Origin of the sequence: Mycolicibacterium baixiangningiae (genome assembly GCF_016313185.1) — a bacterium.
Classification (GTDB): Bacteria; Actinomycetota; Actinomycetes; order Mycobacteriales; family Mycobacteriaceae; genus Mycobacterium; species Mycobacterium baixiangningiae.
The window spans coordinates 2,515,786-2,541,804 of sequence record NZ_CP066218.1 but is presented as its reverse complement, the minus strand read 5'-3'; the positions used below and the strand labels follow the sequence as shown (position 1 = coordinate 2,541,804).

Below are 26,019 nucleotides of genomic sequence, written 5' to 3'. Positions count from 1 at the left end.
GTACCAGTAACACCGGGTTTGGGTTCGGGCTGCCTGATCCGATAGCCTAAGCTGCCCGCGTGCGACGGGGGTGCAGGTCCGAGTGGCGGAATGGCAGACGCGCTAGCTTGAGGTGCTAGTGCCCTATTAACGGGCGTGGGGGTTCAAGTCCCCCCTCGGACACAGTTTCAGTAGACGTCGCGGACGTATCGTTTGTCCGCCACCAGGCCCCGTTTGTAGTCGTGGGCCTTCTCGTCGGACATCCGGCCGTGGGTTTTGATGATCGCGGTCAGCGCGGCGTCGACGTCCTTGGCCATTCTCTCGGCGTCACCGCACACATAGAAATGCGCACCGTCCTCGAGCCAACGCCACACGTCGGCGCCGTAGTCGGACATCTTGTGCTGCACGTACACCCGCTCGCGCTGATCGCGGGAGAACGCGAGGTCGAGCCGGTTGAGGAACCCGTCGCGGACCATGTCCTCGAGGTCCTCGCGGTAGTAGAAGTGCTCGCCGCGGTGCCGGTCGCCGAAGAACAGCCAGTTGCGCCCGGTGTGCCCGAGCGCGCGGCGCTCCTGTAGGAAGCCGCGGAACGGGGCGATGCCGGTGCCGGGGCCGACCATGATCATCGGGGTGTCGGAGTTCTGCGGGGGACGGAAGTGCGGTGAGCGCTGTAGGAACACCGGCACGGGCGCACCCCCGGCCCGGTCGGCGAGGTACGTCGAGCACACCCCGCCGCGGCTTCCTCCGTCGGCGCCGCGGTAGCGCACCACGCCCACGGTCAGCTGCACCTCGTTCGGGCTGACCAGCGGGCTCGACGAGATCGAGTAGTTCCGCGGGGTCAGCCGCACCAGCACCTCCTGCCACTGCTGCAGGTCGGCGTGGACGGCGAATTCGCGCACGATGTCGAGGCCGTCCCTGCGGCGCAGCCACGTGTCGAGCTTCTCCTTCGGCGCGCGCAGCGGCCGGGCGTCGCGGCTGTTGTCGGCGACGAAGCGCAGCATGTTCGGCGTGATCCGGCGGATGTCGTAGCAGCAGACCAGCGCATCGTGCAGCGTCCGCTCGGCACCGTCGACCTCGACGACGTGGTCTCCGCGCATACCGGTGGCATCCAGCCAGGCGTCCACGACCCGTGGATCGTTGCGCGCGAACACGCCCAGCGAATCGCCCGCCGCATACGACACGTCGTGTTCGGAGATGTCGAATCCGAACTGGCGCACCTCCTTGTCCGAGGTCGGCGCGCTCAGCACCGTGTTGCGGACCAGCGGAGCGAGCACCGGTTTGGCGCGGGTGAACGGTTCGGCCGTTTTGGCGGGCCGGGTCCTGGTCGCGGTCGTGGTCGCCGTGCCGCCGCGTGCCGGTGTGGACTCCCCCGTGCCACCGAGCAGCGCGGCGACGTCGTCGGCCCACCCGTGCATCGGCTCTTCCTCGTAGGCTTCGCATTCCCCTCGGCTGCGCAGCCTGGTGGCACCCAGTGCGGCAAGCCGCTCGTCGAGCGACCGGGCGTGGCCGCAGAAGTCGTCGTAGGACCGGTCCCCGATGCCGAGCACCGCATAGCGGACCCCGTCGAGCGTGGGGGCGTCCGGCGCTTCGAGCCGGCTCCAGAACTCGGCGCCGTTGTCCGGTGGGCCCCCGTCGCCGAACGTGCTGGTGACCACGACGACGTCGCGCGCCGAGGTGAGGTCGGTCAGCGTGGCCTCGTCCATGTTGCGCACCTGCGCGTCGCCGAGCTTCGCCGCGACCTGCCCCGCGAACTCCTCGGCGGTGCCGGTCTGCGACGCCCACAGCACCAGCGGTCCGTGCCCGGCTGCCGGCGCCTCCGCCCGCGCCGGCTCGGCGCGCGAGTAGCGTCCGGCCAGCACCCCGTCGATCCACAGCCGCACCTCGGCGCGCACCGGCGCGTGCGTCGGCAGCACCGGCACGCCGGACGGAGCGTCGCCGATACCGCTGAAAAACCCTGCCAGATAGAGCTTTTCGTCCTCGGTGAAGGCCGGTGTGCGGGTGCGGCCGACAGGACTGGCGGCGCCCACCGGCTTCACCGGCCGCAGGCTGATCGCGCACACCTTGAATTCCGGCTGCAGGGACTCCGGATCGACGGCGTCGTTGGTGAGCGCGTTGATCGTCAGGTACTCGCCGTGTTCGTCGTTCCAGTGGAACGGCACGAAACAGTTCCCCGGACGCACCCGGTCGGTGATCACCGCGGGCAGCACCGCCCGGCCGCGCCGCGATGCAAGCTCGACCGGCTGACCCTCGGTCAGTTCGAGGGCGACCGCGTCGACGGGGTGCACCTCCACGAACGGCCCGCCGTTGAGTTTGTTGAGTTTGTCGACCCGTCCCGTCTTGGTCATGGTGTGCCACTGGTGTTGCAGCCGACCGGTGTTGAGCACGATCGGGTAGTCGGCGTCGGGCAGTTCGTCGGCGTCCACGTGCGGCCGGGGTACGAACACCGCGCGCCGCGACGGGGTCGCGAACGCCAGCCGGGGCCGATGTCCGTCGGCGTCGACGTACAGGTGCTGGCTGACCCCGTCGTTGAGGTAGCGGATCGGGTGACGGTCGTCGTCGCCACCGGGTTCGCCCGCGGGCGGCACCGGCCACTGCAGCGGTGTCTGGCGCAGCCGCTCGTAGCTCGCGCCGCGCAGGTCGTATCCGGTGCGCAGGTTCGTGAATCGGCGGATCTCGTCGAAGATCTCGGCGCTGCTGCCGTAGCTGAAGTCGTCCCCGTAGCCGAGTTGGGCGGCGATCTGGCAGATCAGCTGCCAGTCCGGGCGGGCCTGCCCCGCGGGCGGGATGGACTGCTGCAGCAGTGTCATATTGCGGTCGGAATTGATCATCACGAAATCGGATTCGGCCCAGAGCGTGGCGGGCAGCACGATGTCGGCGTAGCGGTTGGTGGCGTTGTCGCGGTAGGTGTCCTGGGTGATGACGAGTTCGGCGGCTTCCAGACCGGCGATCGTGGTCTTGCGGTTGGGCATGGTGGCCACCGGATTGGTGCAGATGATCCAGCAGGCCTTGATCTCCCCGGCGGCCAGACGCTCGAACATGTCGACCGCGCCCGGCCCGAATTCGGTGCGGATGGTGCCCGGCGACAGACCCCATTCCTCTTCGACGAACGCCCGGTCGTCGGCGGAGATCACCGACCGCTGACCGGGCAGTCCCGGCCCCATGTACCCCATCTCGCGGCCGCCCATCGCGTTGGGCTGACCGGTCAGCGACATCGGTCCGCTGCCGGGCCGGCAGATCGCCCCGGTGGCCAGGTGCAGGTTGCAGATCGCGGTGGTGTTCGCGGTGCCGTGGGTGCTCTGGTTCACGCCCACCGCCCAGCACGTCATCCAGTCCCCCGCCTCGGCGATCATTGCCGCGGCCAGGCGGATGTCGGATTCGCCGATACCGGTGATCTCGGAGACCCTCGCCGGCGGGTAGTCGGCCAGGAACTCGACCATCTGCTCCCAGCCCTCGGTGTGCTCGGCGATGAACTGCTCGTCGATGTCGTCGCTCTCGACGAGCAGGTGCAGCAGCCCGTTGAGCAGCGCCAGGTCGGTGCCCGGTTTGATCTGCAAGTAGAGGTCTGCCTTGTCCGCGGTGATGGTGCGGCGGGGATCGACGACGATGAGTTTCGCGCCGGTTTTCAGCCGCTCGGCCATCCGCAGGTAAAGGATCGGGTGGCAGTCGGCCATGTTGGACCCGATGACGAAGAACAGGTTGGTCAGGTCGAAGTCGGTGTACGACCCCGGCGGCCCGTCGCTGCCGAGCGACTGTTTGTACCCGGTGCCCGCACTGGCCATGCACAGCCGCGAATTGGACTCCATGTACTTGGTGCGCAGGAAGCCCTTCGCGAGTTTGGTTGCCAGGTATTGCGATTCGAGTGACATCTGCCCGGACACGTAGAACGCGACCGCATCCGGTCCGTGTTTGTCGACGATCGCCCGCAGCCGCCGGCCCGCCTCGGCGATCGCATCGTCCACCGGGACCGGCACCGCCTCGTCGCCCCGGCCCGGCCGCAGCAGCGCCGACTTGAGACGTCCGTCGTCGGCGCGCATCATCTCCGCGTGTGTGGCACCCTTCGTGCACAGCCTGCCGAAGTTGGTGGGGTGCAACTTGTCCCCGGACACCCGGGCGATGACCGGACGATCGCCGCCTGCGTCGTTGAGGAGGTCCGTGTGCACCTCGATGCCGCAACCGACACCGCAGTACGAGCACGCAGTTCTGGTCACCGCCATGAGGCCATGGTCCGCGGACCCTGTTCCGGTTGGTTTCCGCGGACGTTATCGGCAGGAAAACTCGTGCTCACCGGGTCGATACCCGCCCGGTGAGCAGCATCCTCGCTGGTCAGCCGGCCGAGGCGGATGCCGGTGCCGCGGCCCGGCCGATGTGGTCGCCGCCGCCGGCGCGCGCGCTCGCCATCCGCAGGAAGACAATCCATGTCACGATCGCGCAGACCACGTAGAAACCCATGAACACCCAGAAGGCGTTGGTGGCCGATTTCGCATCACCGATGTAGGACGCGCGCAGCACCACGTTGATGCCCACGCCGCCGAGCGCCCCGACCGCCCCGGCGAAACCGATCAACGCCCCCGACATGCTGCGCGACCACGCCGCCTTCTCCCCGGCGTTCCACTCGTCATGGCCCTGGGCCTTCGCCTCGAAGATCGACGGGATCATCTTGTAGGTCGACCCGTTGCCGATGCCCGACAGGATGAACAGCAGGATGAACCCGACCACGTACAAGGCCATCTGAGCACCGGTCGGCGCCCCCGCCATCCCGTCGTCGAGCACCCCTGTGGTCACCAGGATCCCGGCGGCGAAGATCATCGCGACGAAGGTGTAGAGCGTGATGCGGCCGCCGCCGATCCGGTCGGCGAGCTTGCCGCCGAACGGCCGCGAGATCGAGCCGAGCAAGGGTCCGATGAACGAGATCTGCGCGGCATGCAGCGAGGCCTGTGCCGGGGTGTCACCGCCGGCCAGGTAGTTGATCTGCAGCACCTGCCCGAAGGCGAACGAGAAGCCGATGAACGATCCGAAGGTGCCGATGTAGAGGAAGCTCATCACCCAGGAATGTTTGTAGCGCAACGCCTCCCCGAGTGCGCTCAGGGTCGAGCGCTGGTTGCCGAGGTTGTCCATGAACGTTGCCGCGCCCACCGCGGCGAGGCCGATCAGGACGAGGTAGGCGGCGCAGACGATCTCCGGGGCGGTGTTGCCGACGGTCGCGATCACGAGCAGCCCCACCAGCTGGATCACCGGGACGCCGATGTTGCCGCCGCCGGCGTTGAGCCCCAGCGCCCAGCCCTTGAGCCGCTGCGGGTAGAAGGCGTTGATGTTCGTCATCGACGAGGCGAAATTGCCGCCACCGAAGCCGGCGAACGCCGCCACCAGCATGAACGTCGTGTAGGACGTGCCGGGGTTCTTCATCACGTACCACGTCAGCAGCGTCGGGATCAGCAGCAGCAGCGCGCTGACGATCGTCCAGTTACGGCCGCCGAACCGCGCGGGCGCGATCGTGTACGGGATCCGCATGAACGCGCCCACCAGGGTCGGCATCGCGACCAGGTAGAACTTGCCTGCGGCGTCGATGCCGTAGACGTCCTGCGGCATGAACAGCACCATCACCGACCAGATGGACCAGATCGAGAAACCGACGTGCTCGGCGAAGATCGACCAGATCAGATTGCGTTTGGCGATCTGTTTTCCGCCGGCTTCCCACGCGTCGATGTCCTCGGCATCCCAGTGGGCGATGTAGCGGTCGCGGCTCATACCCCAGATCTACTGTGGCGCGGTTCCGCCGCGGTTGCCCCGTCGTGTCCACCATGTCAACACCGGCTCACACCCGTCGTACCGGACCGGGTGCGCAACGGGATTCACGGCGGACTCGCATCGGAAACGACTCCGAAACATCATCGGCCTAGCGTGTCGTAGGCATGAGCGACGGCAGCACTCCACGATTCCTGCAGGGCGCCTTCGAGTTCGAAGGTAACGGCCTGGACAAACCCATGCCGATCGACGCCAGTCTGCGCTATGTCGTGCCGGCCGGAGCGGTCGCGCAGCCGGTGTACTTCCGCGGCGGCAATTCGAGCGACGAGATGGTCACCGCCGTCCTGTTCCGGGACGGTAAACCGATGCGGTACTTCCCGATCGCGGCCAAGGGCGCCACCCACGTGGCGCTGCGCGTGGTGGAGGACATCCTCGGGGACACGGTGCTCGAACTGTTCGTCGCCGCACCCACCGGATGCGCCGGAACCATGATCGTCGACCTCGGACTGGTGGAGGTCTAGATGACGCGCAGGAAGCTCGTCGTCATCGGCAACGGGATGGCCGGGGTACGCGCCATCGAGGAGATCCTCACCCGCGGCGGAGCCGACATGTTCGACATCACGGTGTTCGGCGACGAACCGTACGGCAACTACAACCGCATCCTGCTGTCGAACGTGCTCGCAGGCAGCGACGACACCGAAGAGATCTACCTCAACCCGGTCACCTGGTACACCGAAAACGGTATCGACCTGCGGGCCGGGGTGCGGGTGGTGCGCATCGACCCGTACGCCCGGCTGGTGCACGCTGACGACGGCACCGTCCAGCGCTACGACGAGCTGATCGTGGCCACCGGGAGCCGGTCGTTCTTCCCCCCGATCGCCGGGTTGTGGGCCGACAACAAGACGCTGGTCGACGGCGCCTTCGGTTTTCGCACGCTCGACGACTGCTTGGGCATGATCACCGAGGCCGAACACCGGAGAAAGGCGGTGGTGATCGGTGGTGGCCTGCTGGGCCTGGAAGCCGCACGCGGACTGCAGAACCGGGGTCTGACGGTCGAGGTGGTGCACGCCGGCGAGACGCTGATGAACGCCCAACTCGACGACACCGCGGGTGCGATCCTGCGGCGTTCGGTCGAACGGCTGGGTATCACGGTGCACATGTCCAAACGCACCACCGAGGTGCGCACCGGCGACAACGGCACGCTGCGCGGCATCGTGTTCTCCGACGGCAGCGAGATCGACTGCGACATGCTGGTCCTCGCGGCGGGCATCCGGCCCAATGTGGGCCTCGCGCAGCGGGCCGGGCTGACCGTGGAGCGCGCCATCGTGGTCGACGACCACATGCGCTCGGTCGACGACGAGCACATCTACGTGGTCGGTGAATGCGCACAGCACCGCGGCCAGGTGTACGGGCTGGTGGCGCCGCTGTGGGAGCAGGCGTGCGTACTGGCCGACCACCTCACCGGCACCGACGTCGCGGCGGCGTATCACGGCTCCCGCACAGCGACGAAGCTGAAGGTCGCGGGGGTCGACGTCGCGTCGATGGGACTCAAGGGGCCCGAGCTGCCCGACGACGAATTCGTCCAGTACTCCGAGCCCAAGAGCGGGGTGTACAAGACGATCGTCATTCGCGACGGAAAGCTCATCGGCGCAACGCTTCTCGGCGACGTCAGCAAGGTGTCGTTCCTGACCCAGGCGTTCGACAGCGGCCTGCCGCTGCCGGACGAGCGGGTGTCGTTGATGTTCGACATCGGCACTCCCGGCGTCGAAGTGGGCGTGGCCGAACTGGCCGACGATGCGCAGGTGTGCAACTGCAACGGCGTGTCGAAGGGCGCGTTGGCGGCGTGCGTGCGCGACGGCGAGACCTCGGTGTCCGGAGTCATGGCGAAGACCAAGGCCGGCAAGGGATGCGGTTCGTGTAAGCAGCTGGTCGGGCAGATCGTCGAATGGGCGGCCGGTGGCGCCGTCAGCGAGGATCCGTCGGCGTCCTGGTACGTGCCGGGCATCCCCTACGACAAGCAGACGTTGATCCGTCACATCCGTGACCTCCGGTTGCATTCGGTGTCCTCGGTGTTCGCCGCGCTCGCCCCGGACGGCAAGGAGGAGGCCACCTCCAAGATGGCGCTGGCCTCACTGCTGGAGGTCATCTGGGCCGACGAATTCGTCGACGAGCGCGACGCCCGGTTCATCAACGACCGGGTGCACGCCAACATCCAACGGGACGGGACGTTCTCGGTGGTACCGCAGATGAAGGGCGGCGTCACGAATACCTGGCAGTTGCGCCGGATCGCCGACGTCGCGGACAAGTACTCGATCCCGATGATCAAACTCACCGGCGGTCAGCGCATCGATCTGCTCGGGGTGCGAAAGGAGGATCTGCCCGCGGTGTGGGCGGATCTGGACATGCCGTCCGGATACGCGTACGGCAAGAGCTTCCGCACCGTGAAAACCTGTGTCGGTAGCGACTTCTGCCGCTTCGGCGTCGGCGACTCCACCGCGCTGGGGATCGCGATCGAAGACCGGTACAAGGGGCTGGCGAGCCCGGCGAAGATGAAGCTGGCCGTCACCGGATGCCCGCGCAACTGTGCGGAGTCCCTGTGCAAGGACCTCGGGGTGGTGGCGATCGACGGCGGCCGGTGGGAGATCTACGTCGGCGGTGCTGCGGGGGCGCACATCCGCAAGGGCGACCTGCTCGCCACCGTGGACTCCCCCGACGAAGTGATGACGCTGACGGGCAGGTTCCTGCAGTACTACCGGGAGAATGCCAACTGGCTGGAACGCACCTACGCGTGGGTGCCGCGCCTGGGCATCGAGAAGATCCGCGCCGTGGTGGTCGACGACAGCGAGGGCATCGCCGAACAGCTCGACGCCAACATGCAGAAATCCGTCGACGCCTACCGTGACCCGTGGCGCGACGGGCAGGAGCCGGCCACCGAGGGCCAGTTCAGGACGTCACTGCCGCTGCTGCCGCTCCCCCAGGTGCCGGTGCGGTGATGGACGTGGAGGTCGGGTCGCTCGACGAGATCCCCGTCGGCGAAGGCCGCACGTTCACAGTCGACGGCGACCAGATCGCGGTGTTCCGGCTGCGGGACGGGTCGCTGCGCGCTCTCGACGCGGTGTGCCCGCACCGCGGCGGACCGCTCGCCGACGGGCTGTCCGACGGTCAGGTGGTGGTGTGCCCGCTACACGGTCACACGTTCGATCTGTGCACCGGCGCCGAGGCGGCCGGGGCCGAGCTGTCGGTGCGCAGCTATCCCGTCGCCGCGGTGGACGGCACGGTGCGAATCAGCCGCTGAGGTCCCGCGCCCGAATCGTTACCGGGAATCGTAATTCATCGTGACCACGAATCGCCGTCGATTTGGCCATGGTGGCGCCGAGAACCGCGCACCATGGATACATGCGCCAATCGACGGTCCGGCTTGTCGTCGCAGGTCTCTGCCTTCTGCTCACCGGATGCGCCCAGACGGTCAGTGCCTCGTCGAGCACGACCACCACCCGCTCGATGATCCCGCGTCCCCTGGTCGAGCGTGAGCTGGCCGGACTGCTCCTGGAACCAGACGAGGTGTCCGCGGCGATGGGGACCGCGGGTATGGCAGTCACGGGGACCGAGTCCGCCATGGAGGACAACAGCGCCCTGATGGCGCCGCGGGAGTGCCTCGCGATCGACGCCGCCGCGGAGGCGCCGGTCTACGCGGGCAGCGACTACTGGGCCGAGCGCGGCGTGAGCATGAACAACGGCGACGATTTCACGCACTACGCCAAGCAGGCCGTGGTGCAGTTCCCGTACCAGGAGAAGGCCGCCGCCTTCTTCGACCTCTCCGTAAGCCAGTGGCCGGCCTGCCGTCAGTACGAACACACCCAGAGCGGGTCTGTCTGGGACGTCGGCAAAATCCTCAACGAGGACAACATCCTGAGCACCACGGTCGTCCAACAGGAAGCCCGGGCGCCGGGCTGGGGATGTGGTCGCGCACTCGCCTTGCGCAACAACATCATCATCGACGTCAACACGTGCAGCGCCAATCCTGCCGACTCGGCGGTGCGGATCGCCGCTCAGATCGGAGACAACGTCAAGGCCCAGTGGTAGCCGGTCACGCCTCGTCCGGTTTGACGGCGAGCACAGGCTTCGGGCATTCCAGCAGCACCCGCTGGGACACGCTGCCGAGCAACAGCTTTCCCACCGGGCTGCGGTGACGCAGGCCGATCACCAACAGGTCGGCGTCGTCGCGTTCCATCGCGGTCAGCAGAGCGTCCGCGGCGTAGACACCGACCGGCTGCTGCACCTCGAACGGCACACCGCAGTCGGCGAGCAGCTCCTCGAGCCCACGGACGTCACCGGCCTGGGCGAACCCGGCGTCGACGTAGGAGTCTCCGGCGGTCGAGTTGACGACGAGCAGACCGGTGTCGCGCCGTTTGGCCTCGGCGATACCGTGTTCGACCGCCGCCGCGCCGAACCGGTCCGCGGTGTACCCGACGATGATCATCTCGTCTCCTCGCGCAAGCGCTCGTCGGTGATCATCTCGTCTCCTCGCGCAAGCGCTCGTCGGTGATCATGAGCGTGCCGCCTTTTCCTTCTGGTCCACGTCGTCCTCCACGATGAGCAGCGTGTCTTCACTGCGGTGCATCAGTTTGAGCACCAACGGCGCCAGCAGCAGCAGCGCCATCAGCACGTAGACGACGATGGCGACCGGTTCGGTGAACAGGCTCGTCCAGTCGCCACCGCCGAGCTGAAGGCTCTGGCGCAGTTGGCGTTCGATGCGGGGCCCGAGGATGACGCCGATGATCAGGGGTAGCACCGGCAGCCCGAATCGGCGCATCATCAGGCCGAGCAGGCCGAACAACAACAGCAGTGCCAGGTCGAGCGGCTGGACGTTGACCGCGAGCGCACCCAGCGTCGCGAAGAACAGGATGCCCGCGTACAGGTAGGGCCGGGGGGTGCGCAGCAGTTTGGCCCACAGCGGCGCCAACGGCAGGTTGAGCAGCAGCAGCAACAGGTTGCCGATGAACAGGCTGGCGATCAGGGTCCAGATCAGCAACGGCTCTTTCTCGAACAGCGTGGGGCCGGGCTGGATTCCGTAGGACACGAACGCGGTCAGCATGACCGCCGCGGTGGCGTTGGTGGGCAGGCCGAGCGACAGCATCGGCACCAGAGTGCCGGCCGCCGAGGCGTTGTTGGCGGCCTCCGGTCCGGCCACCCCCTCGATGGCCCCCTTGCCGAACTCCTCCTTGTGCTTCGAGAGGCGTTTCTCGGTGATGTAGGACAGGAAGGTCGGCAGTTCCGCACCGCCGGCGGGCAGCGCACCGAACGGGAACCCGTAGGCGGTCCCGCGCAGCCACGGCTTCCACGAGCGCCGGAAGTCGTCGCGGCCCATCCACGGCCGCCCCACCGGGATCACCTCGGCCGGGCGGCGCCTCAGGTGCGCCGCCACCCACAGCGCCTCACCGAGGGCGAAGATCGCGACCGCGATCACCACGATGTCGATCCCGTCGGACAGTTGCGGCAGCCCGAAGGTGGCCCGCGGTTGGCCGGTGAGGAAGTCGATCCCGACCACGCCGATGGCCAGGCCGAGGAACAGCGAGATCGCCCCGCGCAGCTTCGACGCGCCGAGCACGGCGGTGACCGCGACGAGCGCGAACACCATGATGGCCAGGTATGACGGCGCACCGAGGGTGACCGCGAACCGGGAGATCGGCGGGGCGAACGCCGCCAGCAGCGCGGTGCCGATCACACCCGCGACGAACGACCCGATGGCGGCGGTGGCCAGCGCCTGGGCGGCCCGGCCGGCCTTGGCCATCCTGTTGCCCTCGATCGCGGTGATGACCGAGGACGACTCGCCGGGGGTGTTCAGCAGGATGGAGGTCGTCGACCCGCCGTACATGCCACCGTAGAAGATGCCGGCGAACATGATGAACGCCGCGCTCGGGCTGACGTTGTAGGTGACGGGCAGCAGCAGCGCGACCGTCATCGCCGGTCCGATGCCGGGCAGCACGCCGACCGCGGTGCCCAGCAGCACGCCGATGACCGCGTACAGCAGGTTCATCGGCGTCGCGGCTTCCGCGAAGCCCTGCATGAGCCAGTCCAGGTTGTTCATCTACAGAATCCCGTCGAGAATGCCTGCGGGCAGCGGGATTCCGAGCCCGGAGTAGAACGCGTAGAAGCTGATCAGCGACAGCGCCAGCCCGATCGCGATGTTGCGCACCCAGTGGCGGTTGCCGAGCACGGCCACCGAGCCGGAGAACAGCAGGGTGCCGGTGATCACCCAGCCGAGAGGCTGCACCAGCAGGATGACGGCGACGAACAGCCCGACGAGCATTCCGACCGTGCGCCAATCGCTCGGCGCGTCCGGGTCGACGTCCTCACCGGCATCGGCCTCCCCCACCGACCCCCGCGGGATCGCGACGGCGAGGATGACCGCAAGCACGATGAGCACGACCCCGATGACGATCGGAAATGCCCTGGGCCCCACCGGATCCACCTTCGCGAATCCGGCGGTCAGGCGGAGCGCGTCGACGATGAGGAAGGTGCCCACCACCGCGAGCACGGCGCAGATCAGGTACTGCGCCCGGTCGACGCGCTTGGGTTTGTCGGTCGTGGTTGTCTTGTCGGTGGTCATACCAGCCCCAGTTCGGTCAAGGTCGACGAAACCCGCTCGTCCTGTTCGACGAGGAACTGCTCGAACGCCGGGCCGGTGACGAAGGCGTCGGTCCAGCCGTTCTTGACCAGCGCCTCCTTCCACTGGTCGGTGGCGTGCAGTTCCTCGAGCGCGCGGATCATCGCCTGTTTGGCGTCAGCGGAGATGTCTGGCGGGGCGAGGACTCCGCGCCAGTTGGCGAATGTGAGGTCGATGCCGGACTCCTTCAGCGTGGGAGCGTCGACACCCTCGACCCGTTCGTCGCTGGAGACGGCGAGCACCCGCAGTTGGCCGGCCGCGATCTGGTCGATCAGTTCACCAGGGCTCGAGGTGCCCGCGGTGATCTTCTTGCCGAGCAGTGCGGTGAGCAGATCGCCGCCGCCGTCGTAGGTGATGAAGTTGACCGCTTTCGGGTTCACGCCGACCGTTTCGGCGAGCTCCATCGGAAACAGGTGGTCGGGACCGCCCGGGGACGAACCGCCCCCGATGGTCACGTTGGCCGGATCGGCCTTCCACGCCTCGACGAAGTCGCCGACGGTCTGGAACGGCGAGTCGGCGGGCACGAAGATCGCCCCCGGGTCCTCGATGAGCTTGGCCAGCGCGGTGGCGTCGGAGGCCTTGATGTTGGAGCCGTTGGTATAGGTGGCGCCGACGACGCCGAGCCCCATCGTCATCATGAGGTCGTCGTTGCCGCGCTCGTTCATCAACCGGGCCATCGCGACGGTGCCGCCGGCGCCGATCACGTTGAACACCTCGACGCGCCCGGTGATGTCGTTGTCCTCCATGATCTTCACCGCCGTGCGTGCGGTGAGGTCGTAGCCGCCACCCGGACTGTTGGGCACCATCATCCGCAGCCGGTGCAGACCCTCGGAGTCGTTGCCGCGGGTCACCCCGCAGGCGGTCAGGAGTATTGCGGCGAGCACCACGACGGCCAGCGCACGCAGGTTTCGTATCACGGTGGTCATACTGGACCCGGAACGTGATGTGAGTCACTGATTCGGAAGCAAAGGACGTTTTGGTCGTTGAGTTCACGATTATTCGGGATGGTGCGCGCATTCGGCAGGCGCAGCCTCGCCGGTCAGTTCCTGGTGTTCCAGCTGCTGGTGGTGGCGGTGGTGCTACTGGCCGTCGCGGCGGTGTCGGTGGCGCAGTCCACCCGGGAGTTCCGGGATGTACGCGGCCAGCGGATGATCGCGGCCGCGGAGAACGTCGCGTCCACGCCGATCGTGCGGGACCGCTTCGCCGATCCGTTCGCATCGCGGGTGCTGGCGCCCGAGGTCGACCGCGCGGTGGCGCTGTCGGGTGCCGGGCTGGCCGAGATCGTCGACCCGAAGGGCGGGGTGCTGGCGTCGTCGGATCCCTCGCGGGCCGGCCACACCGTCGATCTGGCCGTCACGCGCGCCGACGAGGGGCGGGCGTGGTTCGGCGACGACGACATCGACGGGGTGCACAGCCTCATCGGCCAGGTGCCGGTGCTGTCCAGCCGCGGTGAGGTACTGGCGATCGCGTCGGTCAGCGAACCGTATCCGTCGGTGTGGGAACTGCTCAGCGGAGCCGGTGAACGACTGCTCCTCTACCTCGGATTGGCCGCCGCGCTCGGTCTGCTGGCGTCGTGGCTGCTGTCCCGGCGGATCAAACGCCACACCCGCGGGCTGGAGGTCGCGGAGATCGCCGGGTTGGCGGATCACCGGGAAGCGTTGCTGCACAGCATCCGTGAAGGCGTGGTGGCGGTGAACACCAACGGTGTCATCACACTGCTCAACGACAGCGCCCAGGAGTTGCTCGGCCTCTCGGGTGCGGCAGTGGGTCAACGGGCCGACGCCGTCGGGCTCGATCCGGCGGTGGTCGACTTCCTGCTGTCCGGGGAGGACGGCCGCGACGTCGTCATCGCCACCCGCGCCAGCGTCCTGGCGCTCAACCGGCGCACCGCGTCGAGCGGCGGGCAATGGATCGGTACGGTGACGACGATGCGCGACAGCACCGAATTGGCCGCCCTTCAGGCACAGTTGTCGTCGCACAAGAGCGTCACCGATACGTTGCGCGCGCAGACCCACGAGTTCGCCAACCAGCTGCACACGATCTCGGGGTTGGTGCAGCTCGGCGAATACGACGCGGTGCGGGACCTGATCGGCGAGCTGACCCGGCGACGCGCGGAGATCAGCGATGCGGTCACCCGGCGGATCGCCGACCCCGCCGTCGCGGCGCTGTTGATCGCGAAGACCACGCTGGCCGCCGAAAGCGGTGTGAGGCTGAGCCTCGATCCCGATTCGCATCTCGGCGCGCTCGATCCGGCGCTGGCCACCGACGTCATCACGGTGCTGGGCAATCTGATCGACAATGCGGTCGACGTGTCGGTGGGTTCGGGTGCGGCCCGGGTGACCGTGCTGATCGACGACGCCGAGGGGTTGTCGATCAGCGTGACCGATACCGGACCCGGTGTGCCCGAGCATCTTCGGGAGACGATCTTCGCCCGCGGCGTGACGTCGAAGCCCGAGGCGCCGGGCGGCCGGGGCATCGGGCTGGCGCTCGTGCGGCTGGTCACCGCGCAGCACGGCGGCGTCGTCGAGGTCTCCGACCGCCAGGACGGCGGCGCGGTGTTCGCGGTGCGGCTGCCGATGACGCGGGTGGCCGCGCATGCGTGACGTGCTGGTGGTCGACGACGATTTCATGGTCGCCGACATCCACCGCCGGTTCGTCGAGCGGGTGGACGGATTCCGGGCGGTGGGCGTGGCGCGCACCGGCGGCGAAGCGCTGACCGCCGCACGTGAGCTCGCGCCGCACCTGATCCTGCTCGACGTCTACCTGCCGGACATGACCGGGCTCGAGGTGCTGCAGCGGTTGCGGTCGGATGGGGACCGGGTCGGCGTCATCATGATCACCGCGGCGCGCGAACTCGACACCGTCAGCGCGGCTCTCGACGGTGGCGCGGCGGACTACCTGATCAAACCGTTCGAGTTCGCGCAGCTGCGCGCCAAACTCGAGGCGTTCGCCACTCGCGCGGACGCGCTGGAATCCGCGCGGGGCGCCGATCAGTCGCTGATCGACTCGCTGTTCGGCCGTCAGAGCGGCGGTGAGGTGCTGCCCAAGGGACTCGGCATCGAGACCGGGCGGCTCGTCCTCGATGCGGTGCAGGAGGCCGGGGAAGTATCTTCGACCGAATGTGCTGCGCTGGTGGGAATTTCGCGGGTCAGCGCACGGCGCTATCTCGAGCACTACCTGAGCACCGGCGCCCTGGAGTTGCGGCTGCAGTACGGCGTGGGGCGACCCGAGCGGCGTTACCGGACCAGCGCGTAGCGCCACCTCAGAAGGGTGGTTTGTCGGGTTCGGGGGGTGGTTGCCAGTCCGGTGGGAGGGTTTCGGGTTGGTCGGGCTCGTTGATCCAGCGCAGGTACGGGTTGGCTTTTCTTCGGTGCTCGAGCATCAACAGCGCGGGGCGACGTCGACGGTTGCGGTCCTTGCGGTTCTCGATCTCATGCTTGCGCGCGGCGTCGAGCCTGCGGCGCGCGGTGTTGACCGGCCTCAGGGTGCGGTTGCGCTCCCGGGTACGGGCGATACGTTTTGCGCGTTCCCGAGACAGGTTGCGTCGGCGTGCTTTCGGCTCCACACACGCCGGTGGTCCCATCCGGGGGAACAATTCGATGCCGCCGGGGGCGGTGCAGTACATTCGCCCGGTCGGTGATGTCCACACAATGGTGCCGTCGGGCAATTGCACATCATGCCACCCGTTGTCGAACGTTTTGAGCCGATGATGTTGGCGGCACAGGCATTTCAGATTGTTCGGGGTGGTGAAACCACCCTTGGACGGGTCGACATGGTTGAACGGAATCGTATGGTCCAGATCGCAGCGCTCAGCGGGGCGGTCACACCCCGGGAACCGGCACGTCAGATCCCGCATCCGCACAAACCGTTCCACCGCCGCCGTCGGCTGATAGCGCCTCATCTCCTCGGCGGTCACCACCGGCGCGGTGAGCACCCGCAAGGTGGCCCGCTCGACCATGCGCCGCACCACCTCGGCGTCGATCACCCCGAACCCGGCCAGATACCCGGGCTTGTTCCCGATACCCAGCACGGTGGATTGGTCGGCGATCACATTGATCACCGTCCGCACGCCGCGGCCCTCGTCCACGGTCGGCGCGGGTGTGTCGGCGTTCGAGCAGGCGGGGCATCGGCACGCCAGCGTGATGGCCTGGGCCATCGCCGCCACCGCATCGGCGCGCCGCTGGTCCAGGGTGCGCGGATCCTGCGGGCACACCCCGTTGGCCAGGGCGGCGATCTTCTCATCCACGATCACCGCCGATTCCGCGTCGAGGACCCCGTCGACTTTGGCGGTGCCGTTCCCCACCGGGATGACGTCGAAATGCCGATTGTCTTCAGCGGTTTCGCGTTCCCGGATGGCGTCGGGATCCAACGCGCGCACCGCGGCGTCGACGGTGTTGTTGACCCGTTTACGCGACCACGACTGCCAGCGCGCCACCCCGGACGACAACCTGCTGTCGAGGGCGGCGAGCACCGACAAATCCCGAACCAGTTCGGTGCGCTTGAGAATGATCTGCACCGTGCGCCAATCAGTGTCCCCCGCGCACAGCACCGCCATGACTGTCGGGAAGCGACTGTCCAAGGCTTCGGCGTTGGCCACCAGCGTGCTGGCCGCGCCCGGGGGCAGATTCATCGCCGCGGCCACTTCGACGCTGGTGCGCTGCAAGCCCGTCACGATCATGTAGCCGCAGTCCGGGTCCTCGGCCTCAGCCTCCCACGTGCGCCGACCCAACAACTCCGCCACCGCCGCCACCCGGCGCCCCACCAGCGTCGACTCCTCACGGTACGAGTCAGCGATAACCGCCACCAACTCGTCTGACGAGGATTCATCGAACATGTGTGCGAGTGTAATCCGACCCACCGACAGGAGTAGCTGTCATCTCCCAAGACATCACACCGACACGTCGGTTCTACTCGTGGAGGCGCTGACCGTGATCACCACTCCCCGCGCAAGCGCGCCCGGTAGGAGCGGCCGTCGGGGTCGTACATCATCCGGTACACCGGGACCGCCCACAGCCGGGTGAATCTGCCCAGTTGTTCGGTGCGGTGCGGCCGCAGCCGTCCCGGCGGCCGCGGACCGACCTGTCCACCCGCATACCAGTCGTCCAAAGCCTGTGCCGCCGAGACCATCTCGTGCACCACATCCGTCGGGTCGACCAGACCCTGCCCATCATCGTCCGCGCGGTCGAGGTGCTCACGCATCAGGCGCAGCCTCAGATCACGGGCGAACACCCGCGAGCCGTCTCCGAGCCCCGCCGGATCCCGCGGCAACCGCTCGTCGCGGGTGTCATCCAGTACCGCACACGACAACTCACTGTCGTGCGTCCACGACCGCCGATTGAAGTTGTCGCTGCCCACACACGCCCACACGTCGTCGACCACACAGACCTTGGCGTGCACGTACACCGGTGTGCCCTCGTGGTTTTCGACGTCGAAGACGTGCACCCGGCCCGGCCCGGCGGCCTCGCATGTCTCGATGGCTTGTCCGCGCCCGACCTGGTTCGGGGGAAGCGCCAACCGCCCGTCGACATCGGGATACCGCGGGATCACCGCGATCAGGTGCAGATCGGGGTTGTCGGCCAGCGCCTTGGCGAACAGGTCGGCCACCTGCTTGGACCACAGGTATTGATCCTCGAGGTAGATCAGCCGCCGGGCGCGTTGCACCGCCTTGGTATAGCCGCGCGCCACACTGCGCTCGCCGTGCGGGGCGAAGTCGTAGGTGAAGTGCGCGTCGGGATAAGTGCGCAGCACCTGCACCGCATGCGGCCCGCAGGACGGTGGATCAGGCGGTTGCTCGGGCAGCGGGTCCGCCGTCAGATCGGCACCGCGCAGGCGATCCACCACCCAGGCGACGGGGTTCAGCGTGTCCAGCGGGGCCGGGTCGTTCCAGCGTTCGCGGAACGTGGTGTCCAGCACGCCGACCACCGGGCCCTGCAGCCGCAATTGTGCGTCGTGCCAAGGTGGATGGTCGCCGTACCGCTTTGACATCTGCACCGCCTGTCGATCGCCGCGGTGCGACGCGTCGTCGCGGCGCGAATGGCACAGGTCGATACCGCCGGCGAACGCCACGTCACGCTCGGGCGCGCCAGGATGGCGGATCACCACGAACTTCTGATGATGGGACCCGCCGATCCGCACCCGCTGATCCAGCAGCACCTCACCGCCCGCACGTTCGATCGCCTCACCGAGGTGCTGGTTCTCCTTCTCGCTGTAGGAGAACTGGTCCAGGTGTGAGCGCCACACCAGCCCCTTGACCACGACGCCGCGTTCGGCAGCCCGGGAGAACAACTCGCGCACCGTCGGTCCGTCGTCCCGCATCTTCTGATCGGGGTCACCGCGCCAGTCGGTGAAGAACAGGTGGTCCCCCGGCCCGAGCGCTTCCACCTCGGTGGCCAGCGCGGCGAAGTACGTCGCGCCGTGGATCAGCGGTTCGACGAGGTTGCCATCGCAGAACGCAGGCAACTGCGACGACGGGTTGCCGCGTTCATCGACGTTGAGGAACCAATCGGACAGGTCCGCCATGCCACCCCCCAGACCCGCAGTGTAATACCCGTCCCCGCAGCAGGCCCCGATCCACGCGCCGAGGCATCATGCGGATCGGACCGCTCGGCCTGACCGGCACCCGCGCGGAAACTGGAGATCGCCGTCGCGGTCACCTTCGCCCCCGAGGCGTCCGACGCCGAACGGCTACACCGATTCCGCGACGACGCTGTTCGCGCGCTCGCCGCCGAGCTCGCACCGGGCGACGCACCGCCGGTGCCCCGGTGATAATGGCCGGGTGACACGACGCGTCCTGTTCCTCCACAACGACACCACGGCGACCGAAGGACTGCTGGGAGAGGCGTTCTCCGACGCCGGCTTCGACATCGACACCTTCACGGTGGTGCCCGAGGAGCGGGAGGGCGACCCCGCATTCGACGTGGTCTTCCCCGACCCCACCGGATACGACGTCATCGTGCCTCTCGGCGCCCGATGGCATGTGTACGACGACGCGCTGCGCCGCACCTGGGTCGGCACCGAGATGGCGCTGCTGCGCGACGCCGCCGCTGCCGGGGTGGCGCTGCTCGGCGTGTGCTTCGGCGGGCAGATCATCGCCCAGGCGTTCGGCGGCACGGTCGGCCGCGCACCGGCAGCCGAGATCGGGTGGTACGACATCCCGACCGACCGGCCCGACCTGGTCTCCACCGGGCCCTGGTTCCAGTGGCATTTCGACCGGTGGACGCTGCCTCCGGGTGCGGTCGAGATCGCCAGAACCGCCGACGCCTCGCAGGCGTTCGTACTCGGCCGCGCGCTGGCGCTGCAGTTCCACCCCGAACTCGACCACACTCTTCTCACGGGGTGGCTTGCCGACGACCGTGACGGCGACGCGCTCCGATTCGGACTCGACCACGACGAACTGCTCACCCGCACAAGGCAACTCAAAGACGATGCCGCACGGCGGAACCGCGCCCTGGTGAACGCGTTCCTGTCCTACGTCGCGGCCGCACCGTGCCCGAGCTGATGTGCGAGTGCGTCAGCGAGTTGGGGGTGGCGGAAGCGGTGGCCCACCGCGGCCAATCTCGTCGGCAGCACCCGCTGATCGGCCTCGGCGAGTTCGCGGGCGCCCTGGGCGCCGAGCAGCAACCGCGGGCCGACTGACGGGACCGGCAGCACGGCGGGCCGGTGTAGCACCGCGGCGAGCGTCGCGGTGTAGTCGGCATTGCGCACCGAATCGGGGGCGACGGCGTTGACGGGCCCACTGGTGCGGTCGTCCCACAGCGCCCGGTAGTACACGTCGAGCAGATCATCGAGCCCGATCCACGACACCCACTGCCTGCCGGTGCCCAGCCGGCCGCCGAGCCCCGCGGTGAACAGGGGCCGCATGAGCCGCAGCGTGCCGCCCGCCGCGGCCTGGACGATTCCGGTGCGAACGGTGACCACCCGCAGCCCCGCCTCGGCCGCCGGTGCGGTCGCGGCCTCCCATTGGGCGACGACGTCGGCGAGGAAACCGTCGCCACGCGAACTGTCCTCGCACAGCACCGCATCGCCGCGGTCGCAGCCGTAGAACCCGATCGCCGATGCGCTGACGAAGGCACGCGGCCCGTCGCCTCCGGCCGCGGCGAGCTCCGCGAGCCGACGGGTGGGTTCGATGCGGCTCTCGCGGATCGCCGCCCGGTGCGATGCGGTGAACCGGCCCGCGATGGACGCGCCGGCGAGGTGCACCACGGCGTCCACACCGGACAGCAGGTCGGCAGCGGGCCGCCGCGGATCCCACTGCCGTTCATCAGCCCGGATCGCATTGCGTCGCACCAGCTTGACCACCCGGTGCCCACCGCTGGTCAGCATCGCGGTCAGCGCAGCCCCGACCAGCCCCGAGGCACCCGTCACGGCGACGACCATCGGACCGCGACCGGCCTGAGCGGCGTCGCGGTGTGCAGCCAGGTCGTCGGCCAGCTGACGGTGCCGGTAGACGAAGGTCGGGCGCAGCATCACCCCCGGCACCGTGGTGTCGACCCGGTCGCGGACACGGGTGCGGCCCTGCCCCGCGTCGGCGAAGTCATGGGTGTGACGCCACCGGCCGATCACGTGCGGCGGCAGTGACCGCAGACCCCGGGATGACAGCGCGTCGGCGAACCGGTACGGCGGGTCGTAGACCGCCGGATCGTGCTGGGCGATCCAACGCAGACCTGCGGGCAGCCCGAGCACCGCCTGGCCGTTCGCCAGCGACGGGGTTTCGGCGACCACGGTCATCGGCTGCCACGGCGGCACCAGCCGGGGCATCGCGCCCGCGCGGGTGTGCCAGGCGAACACCTCGTCGAGCGGGTGGTCGACGACGCTTGCGTACTCGATGCCGCCCATGGGCCCTCCCTGTCACCGGTGTGCTCGCAGTATTCGGCGCCGCCCGGACGGTGGATTGCATCAGGGCACGGCGGGTACGACTTCTTCGCGATGAGCGGATGGGACAGACTCGGCGGCAGATCCGCCGGGCGCATCTTCCGGGACCGCCGCGACGCCGGCCTGGTCCTGGCCGGAGAACTGTCGTCCTATCGCGGTCGCGACAACCTGCTGGTGCTCGGCCTGGCCCGCGGCGGTGTTCCCGTCGGCTGGGAGGTGGCCCACGGGCTGGGAGCACCGCTGGACGTCTTTCTCGTACGCAAACTCGGTGTGCCGCAATGGCAGGAGCTCGCGATGGGCGCCATCGCATCCGGTGGCGGGGTGGTGGTCAACGAGGAACTCGTGGCCCGACTGCACCTGAGCGAGGAGGACCTGCGGCGCGCGATCGACCGCGAAACCACCGAACTGCGCCGCCGGGAGGCCGCCTACCGGCAGGGGCGGCCGCCACCGGCGATCACCGGGGCGACGGTCGTGCTCACCGACGACGGGATCGCCACCGGTGCCAGCATGCTGGCCGCGGTACGGGCGGTGCGCGCATCGCAGCCTGCGCAGGTGGTGGTGGCCGTCCCGGTGGGCCCGGAGTCGGCGTGCCGGGAGATCGGCGAGGAAGCCGATGAGGTGGTGTGCGCGACGATGCCCACGGGATTCGGAGCCGTCGGCCAGGTGTACGCCGACTTCCACCAGGTCACCGACGAGGAGGTGTGTGACCTGCTGGCGACACCGACGCGTTAGCGGGTGGTCGGTTCTTCGGGGTGGTCGGCGCCGACGTGATCCTCGTGGCGCTCGTCGAACGGCACCGCGCGGGTATCGGCGTCGGGGTCCGATTCGACAGCGGGGTCCGATTCGACAGCGGTCTCGTCGGCCTCGAAGTGCTCGGCAGAGTCGGCTTCGTCGGGATAATCGGCGTCGAAGTCGTCGGCGGTCCCGGTGTCATCGGCCGCAGGGGTACCGCCGGCGGTGCGGGAGCGTTCCCGGACCGCATCGACGATCAACAGCACCACGCCGATCACGCTGGCCGCGATGCACACCCACGCGATCAGCGCATTGCCGGTGACCACGGCGGCCACCAGGGCAGCGAGCCCGACGACGGCAAGGACGAGCGCGATGATCAGCATTGATCAGCGCAGCCGCGTCAGTTGTTTCCGCGGTTGAACTGGTTGAAGCCGCCGCCGTCGTTGTTGGCGCTCGAGTCGACCGGCGCGGCCGAGCCGCGCTGGCCGAGCTCCTCGAGCTGCGACTCGAGGTAGGTCTTCAGGCGTGTGCGGTACTCCCGCTCGAAGGTCCGCAGCTGCTCGAGCCGGCCTTCGAGGACGGTCCGCTGCTGGTTGATCGTGCCCATGATCTCGGAGTGCTTGCGCTCGGCGTCGGCCTGAAGGGCGTCCGCCTTCTCCTGGGCCTGCCGCAGCTGAGCTTCGGACCGGGTCTGCGCGTCGGCCAGCATGGCGTCGGCGCGTTGGCGGGCCTCGGTGACCGTGGTCTCGGCGGTATGCCGGGCCTCGCTGACCATCGCGTCGGCCTGGGCCCGTGCGTCGGAGAGCAGCTTGTCCGATTCGGCCTTGGCGGTGCCGGTCAGCCGGTCGGCGGTCTCCTGCGCCAGGCTGAGCACCTTGGCGGCGCGCAGCGCGGAGTCCTCGTTCTGCTGGGCGGTGGGCGCCGGTGCCGGGGGCGCCTCGTACACCGGCTGGGGCGGCGGAGTCGGTTCCGGCTCGGGCTCGTAGACCGGGGCGGGCTGCGCCGACTGGGCCGCGCCGCCACCGGAACGGGCAGAGGCCAGCTCCTGGTCCATCTCGGCAACCCGCTGACGCAGGTCGGTGTTCTCCTCGATGAGCCGGGTCAGTTCGTTCTCGACCAGGTCGAGGAATGCGTCGACTTCGTCCTCGTTGTAGCCGCGTTTACCGATCGGCGGCTTGCTGAACGCGACGTTGTGAACGTCAGCGGGTGTGAGCGGCATCGTCTGCCCCCTTGGAGTCTGGACCGTCAACCGATCTCAAAGTGTAAAGCCTGGCTGGAACGCAACTGGCGTCCATCCTGTCACACCAGACCCGGCGGTTGCAGGGGAGGTCAAATTTTAAGAGCGAATTTCAATTTCTCAACGTCAATTCCAGTGCCTGGCAAACCTGGTGCGCAGGCGCGCGGGCCGGTCCGGCGACCAGGGTCAGGCTGCGGCGCCGAAAGCCAGCTGCATACCGATGAACGCCACCAGCAGCAACACCATGATCGACAGGTCGAAACGCACCGCCCCTATCGTGAGCTGGGGAATGATGCGGCGCAGCAGCTTCACCGGCGGATCGGTCATCGTCATGATCACCTCGAGCACCACGACCGTCAGCCCGCGCGGGCGCCAGTCTCTGCTGAACGAGCGGATGAACTCGACCACGACCCGTGCGATGAGCAACAGCCAGAAAACGAACAGCGCAAAACCAAGGATTTCGAAGAACAGCGCCAACGGAAGCTCGACCTCACTACGGGCAGATGTGTGACATTCGATACAGGTGGGAAAACGACCTCGTCAGCCTACCTGCCGGGCCGGGGCGCCGCCGTGCCCGGCGGTCGCCCCCAGCAGTCACTGATACGCGTAGAACCCGGCCTCGGCGATACGCCTGCGCTCGTCGGCGGTGACGTCGACGTCGGCCGGCGACAGCAGGAACACCTTGGTGGCGACCTTGTCGAACGAACCGCGCAGGGCGAACGCGAGACCGGCAGCGAAGTCGACGAGGCGCTTGGCGTCGGCGTTGTCCATCGACACCAGGTCCATGATCACCGGAGTGCCGTCACGGAACTTCTCACCGATGGTGCGGGCCTCGCTGTAGTCCTTGGGACGCAGGGTCGTGATCTTGGCCAGTGGGCTGCCTTCCTCAAAGAGCATCGCCATCCGGCGGGGGTCCATTGCGAGTGAGCCGCGGGTGGAGGCGCGCAGCGCGCCGAGCCGGGGCGGCGGGGTGGCGCGGTCGAACTCGCGCGGGCCGCGCATGCGGGGCTCGAACCGGGGCTCGTCGTATCCGCCGCGGTAGATCGGAGGTTCGTCGTATTCGCGCGGGGCCGGGCGGTCGTCGTAGTCACGGCCGTAACCGTCCTCCTCGAACCGGTCCTCGCGGGGGCGACGGGCGTAGCTACGGGCCGCGCCGCGCTCGCCGCGCTCGCCGCGCTCGTCGTCCTCGTAGTACTCGTCGTCGTAGTCATCCATGGGCGCCATACCGAAGTAGGCCTTGACCTTGTGCAATGTGCTCATCGCGCGACCCTTCTGAGACCGAAAAGCTGTGGTGTCTGTGATGAAGATGTGACTGGAGTGACTACTCAGGGTGACGTTAGAGGACGGGGCCCCATAAGCGCGGTACCGACACGCACACACGTCGACCCGTGTTCGACCGCCGTCTCGAGATCCCCGGACATCCCGGCGGACAACTCGAGCCGCTGCTGGTAGCGCTCCTGTACCCGCTGCCACTCCGACTGCAAACGCGCGAACGCCCAAGCGGCGTCGGCGCCCAGCGGCGGAATGCCCATCAGCCCGACGAACTGCAGCGCTTCGGCGGAATCGACTGCAGCACAGAGCTCGTCGATCTGATCCGGCTGGTCGACGTCGATGCCGCCCCGCTCGACATCGCCGTCGAGACTGAGCTGCAGGTAGACCCGAAGCGGTGCACTGCGCACCCCTTCGGCCATCGCGTCGGCCGCGCCCCGATCCAGCGCGGCGATCAGCTTGGCGCTGTCCACCGAATGCGCCGCGTACGCCCAGCGCGCGATCGCCTTGGCCTTGTTGCGCTGGATGCGGCCCACCATGTGCCAGCGAACCGGGTCGTCCGCGAACTCCTCGGCGAGCTCTGCAGCCTTCTTCGACGCTTCCTGTTCACGGGATTCGGCGAAGTCCCGGCAGCCCAGCCCGTACAGGATCCGCACGTCGGAGGCCGGGAAGAATTTGGTCACGGGAAGCAACCGGATCTCGGTGACATCCCGGCCCGCCGCCTGCGCCGCGCGGGCGAGCCGCTCCCGGACGGCCGACAGCGAGGCGGCCAACTGGGCTTCCCGGTCGGTGACCACGCCACTCATTCCATCCATACCAGCGAGGCCAGCCTGCCGGTCGGGGCGCTGCGCCGGTGGCTGAACAGGTTGCGGTCGGCGACCGTGCAGCGTGGGTCGACATCGATGGCCGTGATGCCCAAACCCGTGAGCTGGCGGGCGATTCCGGCCCGCAGGTCCAAACCGGCGGTGCCGCGGGCGGTCCGGGTCCGGCTGCCGGGCAGCGCGGCCTCGACCTCGGCGGCCATCGCCTCGGGCACCTCATAGTTGCGACCGCTGACCGCGGGCCCGAGCAGCACCGAGATGTCCGGTACCCGCGCTCCCGCTTCACGCATCATCTCCACCGCGCGCACCACGACACCGTCGCGCGCGCCCACCCGCCCGGCGTGTACGGCGCTGATCACCCCGGCACCCGCATCGGCCAGCAGTACCGGTACGCAGTCGGCGGTGACGACCACCAGCCCGAGCCGCCGGGTGGTGGTCACCAGACCGTCGGCGTCGTCGACCGGCCCGTCCGCCGGTCCGTCGACACGCACCACCCGGTCACTGTGCACCTGGCTCATCCAGACCAGGCGGCCAGTGAGCCCGGCGGCCTTCGCGAGCCGGTCGCGGTTGGCGGCGACGGCGGCCGGATCGTCACCGACGTGGTCACCGAGATTGAAGGTGTCGTACGGCGGCGCCGAGACGCCACCGGCGCGGGTTGTGGTCACCCGCCGCACACGAACGGTCACGTTGTCAGTATCGAA

General features: G+C 68.4%; 23 protein-coding genes and 1 tRNA gene. 9 read left to right on the top strand and 15 right to left on the bottom strand.

The genetic code is table 11. The features are described from left to right. Positions 1 to 76: 76 nt before the first annotated feature. A tRNA-Leu gene (locus I7X18_RS11885) sits at positions 77 to 162 on the top strand. Positions 163 to 167: 5 nt separating this feature from the next. Here the strand turns inward: I7X18_RS11885 and I7X18_RS11880 are convergent. Then, positions 168 to 4,193 carry a bifunctional nitrate reductase/sulfite reductase flavoprotein subunit alpha gene (locus tag I7X18_RS11880; protein WP_193047400.1) on the bottom strand — a complete coding sequence of 1,342 codons (4,026 nt, stop codon included), beginning with the start codon at positions 4,191 to 4,193 and terminating at the stop codon, positions 168 to 170. Positions 4,194 to 4,302: 109 nt separating this feature from the next. Next, positions 4,303 to 5,724, bottom strand: a complete 1,422-nt coding sequence (locus I7X18_RS11875) for an MFS transporter (protein ID WP_193047399.1) — start codon at positions 5,722 to 5,724, stop codon at positions 4,303 to 4,305. Positions 5,725 to 5,888: 164 nt separating this feature from the next. Between I7X18_RS11875 and I7X18_RS11870 the strand changes: the two genes are divergently transcribed. From I7X18_RS11870 to I7X18_RS11855, 4 genes are all read left to right on the top strand, one after another. Beyond that, on the top strand, positions 5,889 to 6,242 hold the full coding sequence (locus I7X18_RS11870) for a molybdopterin oxidoreductase (RefSeq protein ID WP_193047398.1): 354 nt from the start codon (positions 5,889 to 5,891) through the stop codon (positions 6,240 to 6,242). Continuing rightward, positions 6,243 to 8,714: a nitrite reductase large subunit NirB gene (nirB, locus tag I7X18_RS11865; protein WP_193047397.1), complete on the top strand. Its 2,472-nt coding sequence runs from the start codon at positions 6,243 to 6,245 to the stop codon at positions 8,712 to 8,714. After that, positions 8,714 to 9,016 (top strand): Rieske (2Fe-2S) protein, encoded by a 303-nt coding sequence (locus I7X18_RS11860; RefSeq protein WP_193047396.1) that lies wholly within the window; start codon positions 8,714 to 8,716, stop codon positions 9,014 to 9,016. Before nirB ends, I7X18_RS11860 begins: the two co-directional genes overlap by 1 nt. A 101-nt stretch (positions 9,017 to 9,117) precedes the next feature. Further along, entirely contained in the window at positions 9,118 to 9,804 is a 687-nt protein-coding gene (locus I7X18_RS11855; RefSeq protein ID WP_193047395.1) for a sensor domain-containing protein, read from the top strand. A gap of 4 nt (positions 9,805 to 9,808) precedes the next feature. On the opposite strand, the gene I7X18_RS11850 is transcribed toward I7X18_RS11855, so the two are convergent. From I7X18_RS11850 to I7X18_RS11835, 4 genes are all read right to left on the bottom strand, one after another. Then, complete coding sequence (locus I7X18_RS11850) at positions 9,809 to 10,201, bottom strand: universal stress protein (RefSeq protein WP_193047394.1); 393 nt, start codon at positions 10,199 to 10,201, stop codon at positions 9,809 to 9,811. Between the two features lie 66 nt (positions 10,202 to 10,267). Next, on the bottom strand, positions 10,268 to 11,809 hold the full coding sequence (locus tag I7X18_RS11845; protein WP_193047393.1) for a tripartite tricarboxylate transporter permease: 1,542 nt from the start codon (positions 11,807 to 11,809) through the stop codon (positions 10,268 to 10,270). Further along, positions 11,810 to 12,331, bottom strand: a complete 522-nt coding sequence (locus tag I7X18_RS11840; protein WP_193047392.1) for a tripartite tricarboxylate transporter TctB family protein — start codon at positions 12,329 to 12,331, stop codon at positions 11,810 to 11,812. Further along, the gene (locus I7X18_RS11835) at positions 12,328 to 13,314 is read right to left on the bottom strand and encodes a Bug family tripartite tricarboxylate transporter substrate binding protein (RefSeq protein ID WP_193047391.1); all 987 of its coding nucleotides are present in this window, start codon (positions 13,312 to 13,314) and stop codon (positions 12,328 to 12,330) included. Before I7X18_RS11835 ends, I7X18_RS11840 begins: the two co-directional genes overlap by 4 nt. 78 nt (positions 13,315 to 13,392) lie before the next feature. Here I7X18_RS11835 and I7X18_RS11830 point away from each other — a divergent pair, with 78 nt between their 5' ends. Beyond that, on the top strand, positions 13,393 to 14,991 hold the full coding sequence (locus I7X18_RS11830) for a sensor histidine kinase (protein WP_193047390.1): 1,599 nt from the start codon (positions 13,393 to 13,395) through the stop codon (positions 14,989 to 14,991). After that, positions 14,984 to 15,643: a response regulator gene (locus tag I7X18_RS11825; protein ID WP_193047389.1), complete on the top strand. Its 660-nt coding sequence runs from the start codon at positions 14,984 to 14,986 to the stop codon at positions 15,641 to 15,643. The genes I7X18_RS11830 and I7X18_RS11825 overlap by 8 nt, the downstream gene beginning before the upstream one ends. Before the next feature lie 7 nt (positions 15,644 to 15,650). On the opposite strand, the gene I7X18_RS11820 is transcribed toward I7X18_RS11825, so the two are convergent. Both I7X18_RS11820 and I7X18_RS11815 read right to left on the bottom strand, forming a co-directional pair. Continuing rightward, on the bottom strand, positions 15,651 to 17,222 hold the full coding sequence (locus I7X18_RS11820; protein ID WP_198730543.1) for an HNH endonuclease signature motif containing protein: 1,572 nt from the start codon (positions 17,220 to 17,222) through the stop codon (positions 15,651 to 15,653). Positions 17,223 to 17,320: 98 nt separating this feature from the next. Further along, complete coding sequence (locus tag I7X18_RS11815; RefSeq protein WP_193047388.1) at positions 17,321 to 18,907, bottom strand: phospholipase D family protein; 1,587 nt, start codon at positions 18,905 to 18,907, stop codon at positions 17,321 to 17,323. Between the two features lie 256 nt (positions 18,908 to 19,163). On the opposite strand from I7X18_RS11815, the gene I7X18_RS11810 reads away from it, so the two are divergent. After that, positions 19,164 to 19,886 carry a type 1 glutamine amidotransferase gene (locus tag I7X18_RS11810; protein WP_193047387.1) on the top strand — a complete coding sequence of 241 codons (723 nt, stop codon included), beginning with the start codon at positions 19,164 to 19,166 and terminating at the stop codon, positions 19,884 to 19,886. Here the strand turns inward: I7X18_RS11810 and I7X18_RS11805 are convergent. Further along, on the bottom strand, positions 19,856 to 21,223 hold the full coding sequence (locus tag I7X18_RS11805; protein WP_193047386.1) for a TIGR01777 family oxidoreductase: 1,368 nt from the start codon (positions 21,221 to 21,223) through the stop codon (positions 19,856 to 19,858). The two genes, I7X18_RS11810 and I7X18_RS11805, sit on opposite strands and share 31 nt — an antisense overlap. 90 nt (positions 21,224 to 21,313) lie before the next feature. Between I7X18_RS11805 and I7X18_RS11800 the strand changes: the two genes are divergently transcribed. Next, positions 21,314 to 21,991, top strand: coding sequence for a phosphoribosyltransferase (locus tag I7X18_RS11800; RefSeq protein WP_193047385.1), 678 nt, complete (start codon positions 21,314 to 21,316; stop codon positions 21,989 to 21,991). Here I7X18_RS11800 and I7X18_RS11795 read toward each other — a convergent pair. From I7X18_RS11795 to pgeF, 6 genes are all read right to left on the bottom strand, one after another. Continuing rightward, complete coding sequence (locus I7X18_RS11795) at positions 21,988 to 22,374, bottom strand: phage holin family protein (RefSeq protein ID WP_193047384.1); 387 nt, start codon at positions 22,372 to 22,374, stop codon at positions 21,988 to 21,990. The two genes, I7X18_RS11800 and I7X18_RS11795, sit on opposite strands and share 4 nt — an antisense overlap. Positions 22,375 to 22,391: 17 nt before the next feature. Continuing rightward, positions 22,392 to 23,210 (bottom strand): DivIVA-like cell division protein Wag31, encoded by an 819-nt coding sequence (gene wag31, locus I7X18_RS11790; RefSeq protein WP_193047383.1) that lies wholly within the window; start codon positions 23,208 to 23,210, stop codon positions 22,392 to 22,394. 204 nt (positions 23,211 to 23,414) lie between these two features. Beyond that, complete coding sequence (locus tag I7X18_RS11785) at positions 23,415 to 23,705, bottom strand: YggT family protein (protein WP_193047382.1); 291 nt, start codon at positions 23,703 to 23,705, stop codon at positions 23,415 to 23,417. 117 nt (positions 23,706 to 23,822) lie between these two features. Beyond that, positions 23,823 to 24,488: a cell division protein SepF gene (locus I7X18_RS11780; RefSeq protein WP_193047381.1), complete on the bottom strand. Its 666-nt coding sequence runs from the start codon at positions 24,486 to 24,488 to the stop codon at positions 23,823 to 23,825. A 65-nt stretch (positions 24,489 to 24,553) separates the two neighbouring features. Continuing rightward, the gene (locus tag I7X18_RS11775) at positions 24,554 to 25,303 is read right to left on the bottom strand and encodes a YggS family pyridoxal phosphate-dependent enzyme (protein WP_193047601.1); all 750 of its coding nucleotides are present in this window, start codon (positions 25,301 to 25,303) and stop codon (positions 24,554 to 24,556) included. Then, positions 25,300 to 26,004, bottom strand: coding sequence for a peptidoglycan editing factor PgeF (pgeF, locus tag I7X18_RS11770; protein ID WP_193047380.1), 705 nt, complete (start codon positions 26,002 to 26,004; stop codon positions 25,300 to 25,302). The genes I7X18_RS11775 and pgeF overlap by 4 nt, the downstream gene beginning before the upstream one ends. Positions 26,005 to 26,019: the final 15 nt, after the last annotated feature.

Coding starts and splice junctions, on each gene's coding strand:
- I7X18_RS11880 (WP_193047400.1), bottom strand. CDS start 4,193: ATGGCGGTGACCAGAACTGCGTGCTCGTACTGCGGTGTCGGTTGCGGC.
- I7X18_RS11875 (WP_193047399.1), bottom strand. CDS start 5,724: ATGAGCCGCGACCGCTACATCGCCCACTGGGATGCCGAGGACATCGAC.
- I7X18_RS11870 (WP_193047398.1), top strand. CDS start 5,889: ATGAGCGACGGCAGCACTCCACGATTCCTGCAGGGCGCCTTCGAGTTC.
- nirB (WP_193047397.1), top strand. CDS start 6,243: ATGACGCGCAGGAAGCTCGTCGTCATCGGCAACGGGATGGCCGGGGTA.
- I7X18_RS11860 (WP_193047396.1), top strand. CDS start 8,714: ATGGACGTGGAGGTCGGGTCGCTCGACGAGATCCCCGTCGGCGAAGGC.
- I7X18_RS11855 (WP_193047395.1), top strand. CDS start 9,118: ATGCGCCAATCGACGGTCCGGCTTGTCGTCGCAGGTCTCTGCCTTCTG.
- I7X18_RS11850 (WP_193047394.1), bottom strand. CDS start 10,201: ATGATCATCGTCGGGTACACCGCGGACCGGTTCGGCGCGGCGGCGGTC.
- I7X18_RS11845 (WP_193047393.1), bottom strand. CDS start 11,809: ATGAACAACCTGGACTGGCTCATGCAGGGCTTCGCGGAAGCCGCGACG.
- I7X18_RS11840 (WP_193047392.1), bottom strand. CDS start 12,331: ATGACCACCGACAAGACAACCACGACCGACAAACCCAAGCGCGTCGAC.
- I7X18_RS11835 (WP_193047391.1), bottom strand. CDS start 13,314: ATGACCACCGTGATACGAAACCTGCGTGCGCTGGCCGTCGTGGTGCTC.
- I7X18_RS11830 (WP_193047390.1), top strand. CDS start 13,393: ATGGTGCGCGCATTCGGCAGGCGCAGCCTCGCCGGTCAGTTCCTGGTG.
- I7X18_RS11825 (WP_193047389.1), top strand. CDS start 14,984: ATGCGTGACGTGCTGGTGGTCGACGACGATTTCATGGTCGCCGACATC.
- I7X18_RS11820 (WP_198730543.1), bottom strand. CDS start 17,222: ATGTTCGATGAATCCTCGTCAGACGAGTTGGTGGCGGTTATCGCTGAC.
- I7X18_RS11815 (WP_193047388.1), bottom strand. CDS start 18,907: ATGGCGGACCTGTCCGATTGGTTCCTCAACGTCGATGAACGCGGCAAC.
- I7X18_RS11805 (WP_193047386.1), bottom strand. CDS start 21,223: ATGGGCGGCATCGAGTACGCAAGCGTCGTCGACCACCCGCTCGACGAG.
- I7X18_RS11800 (WP_193047385.1), top strand. CDS start 21,314: ATGAGCGGATGGGACAGACTCGGCGGCAGATCCGCCGGGCGCATCTTC.
- I7X18_RS11795 (WP_193047384.1), bottom strand. CDS start 22,374: ATGCTGATCATCGCGCTCGTCCTTGCCGTCGTCGGGCTCGCTGCCCTG.
- wag31 (WP_193047383.1), bottom strand. CDS start 23,210: ATGCCGCTCACACCCGCTGACGTTCACAACGTCGCGTTCAGCAAGCCG.
- I7X18_RS11780 (WP_193047381.1), bottom strand. CDS start 24,488: ATGAGCACATTGCACAAGGTCAAGGCCTACTTCGGTATGGCGCCCATG.
- I7X18_RS11775 (WP_193047601.1), bottom strand. CDS start 25,303: ATGAGTGGCGTGGTCACCGACCGGGAAGCCCAGTTGGCCGCCTCGCTG.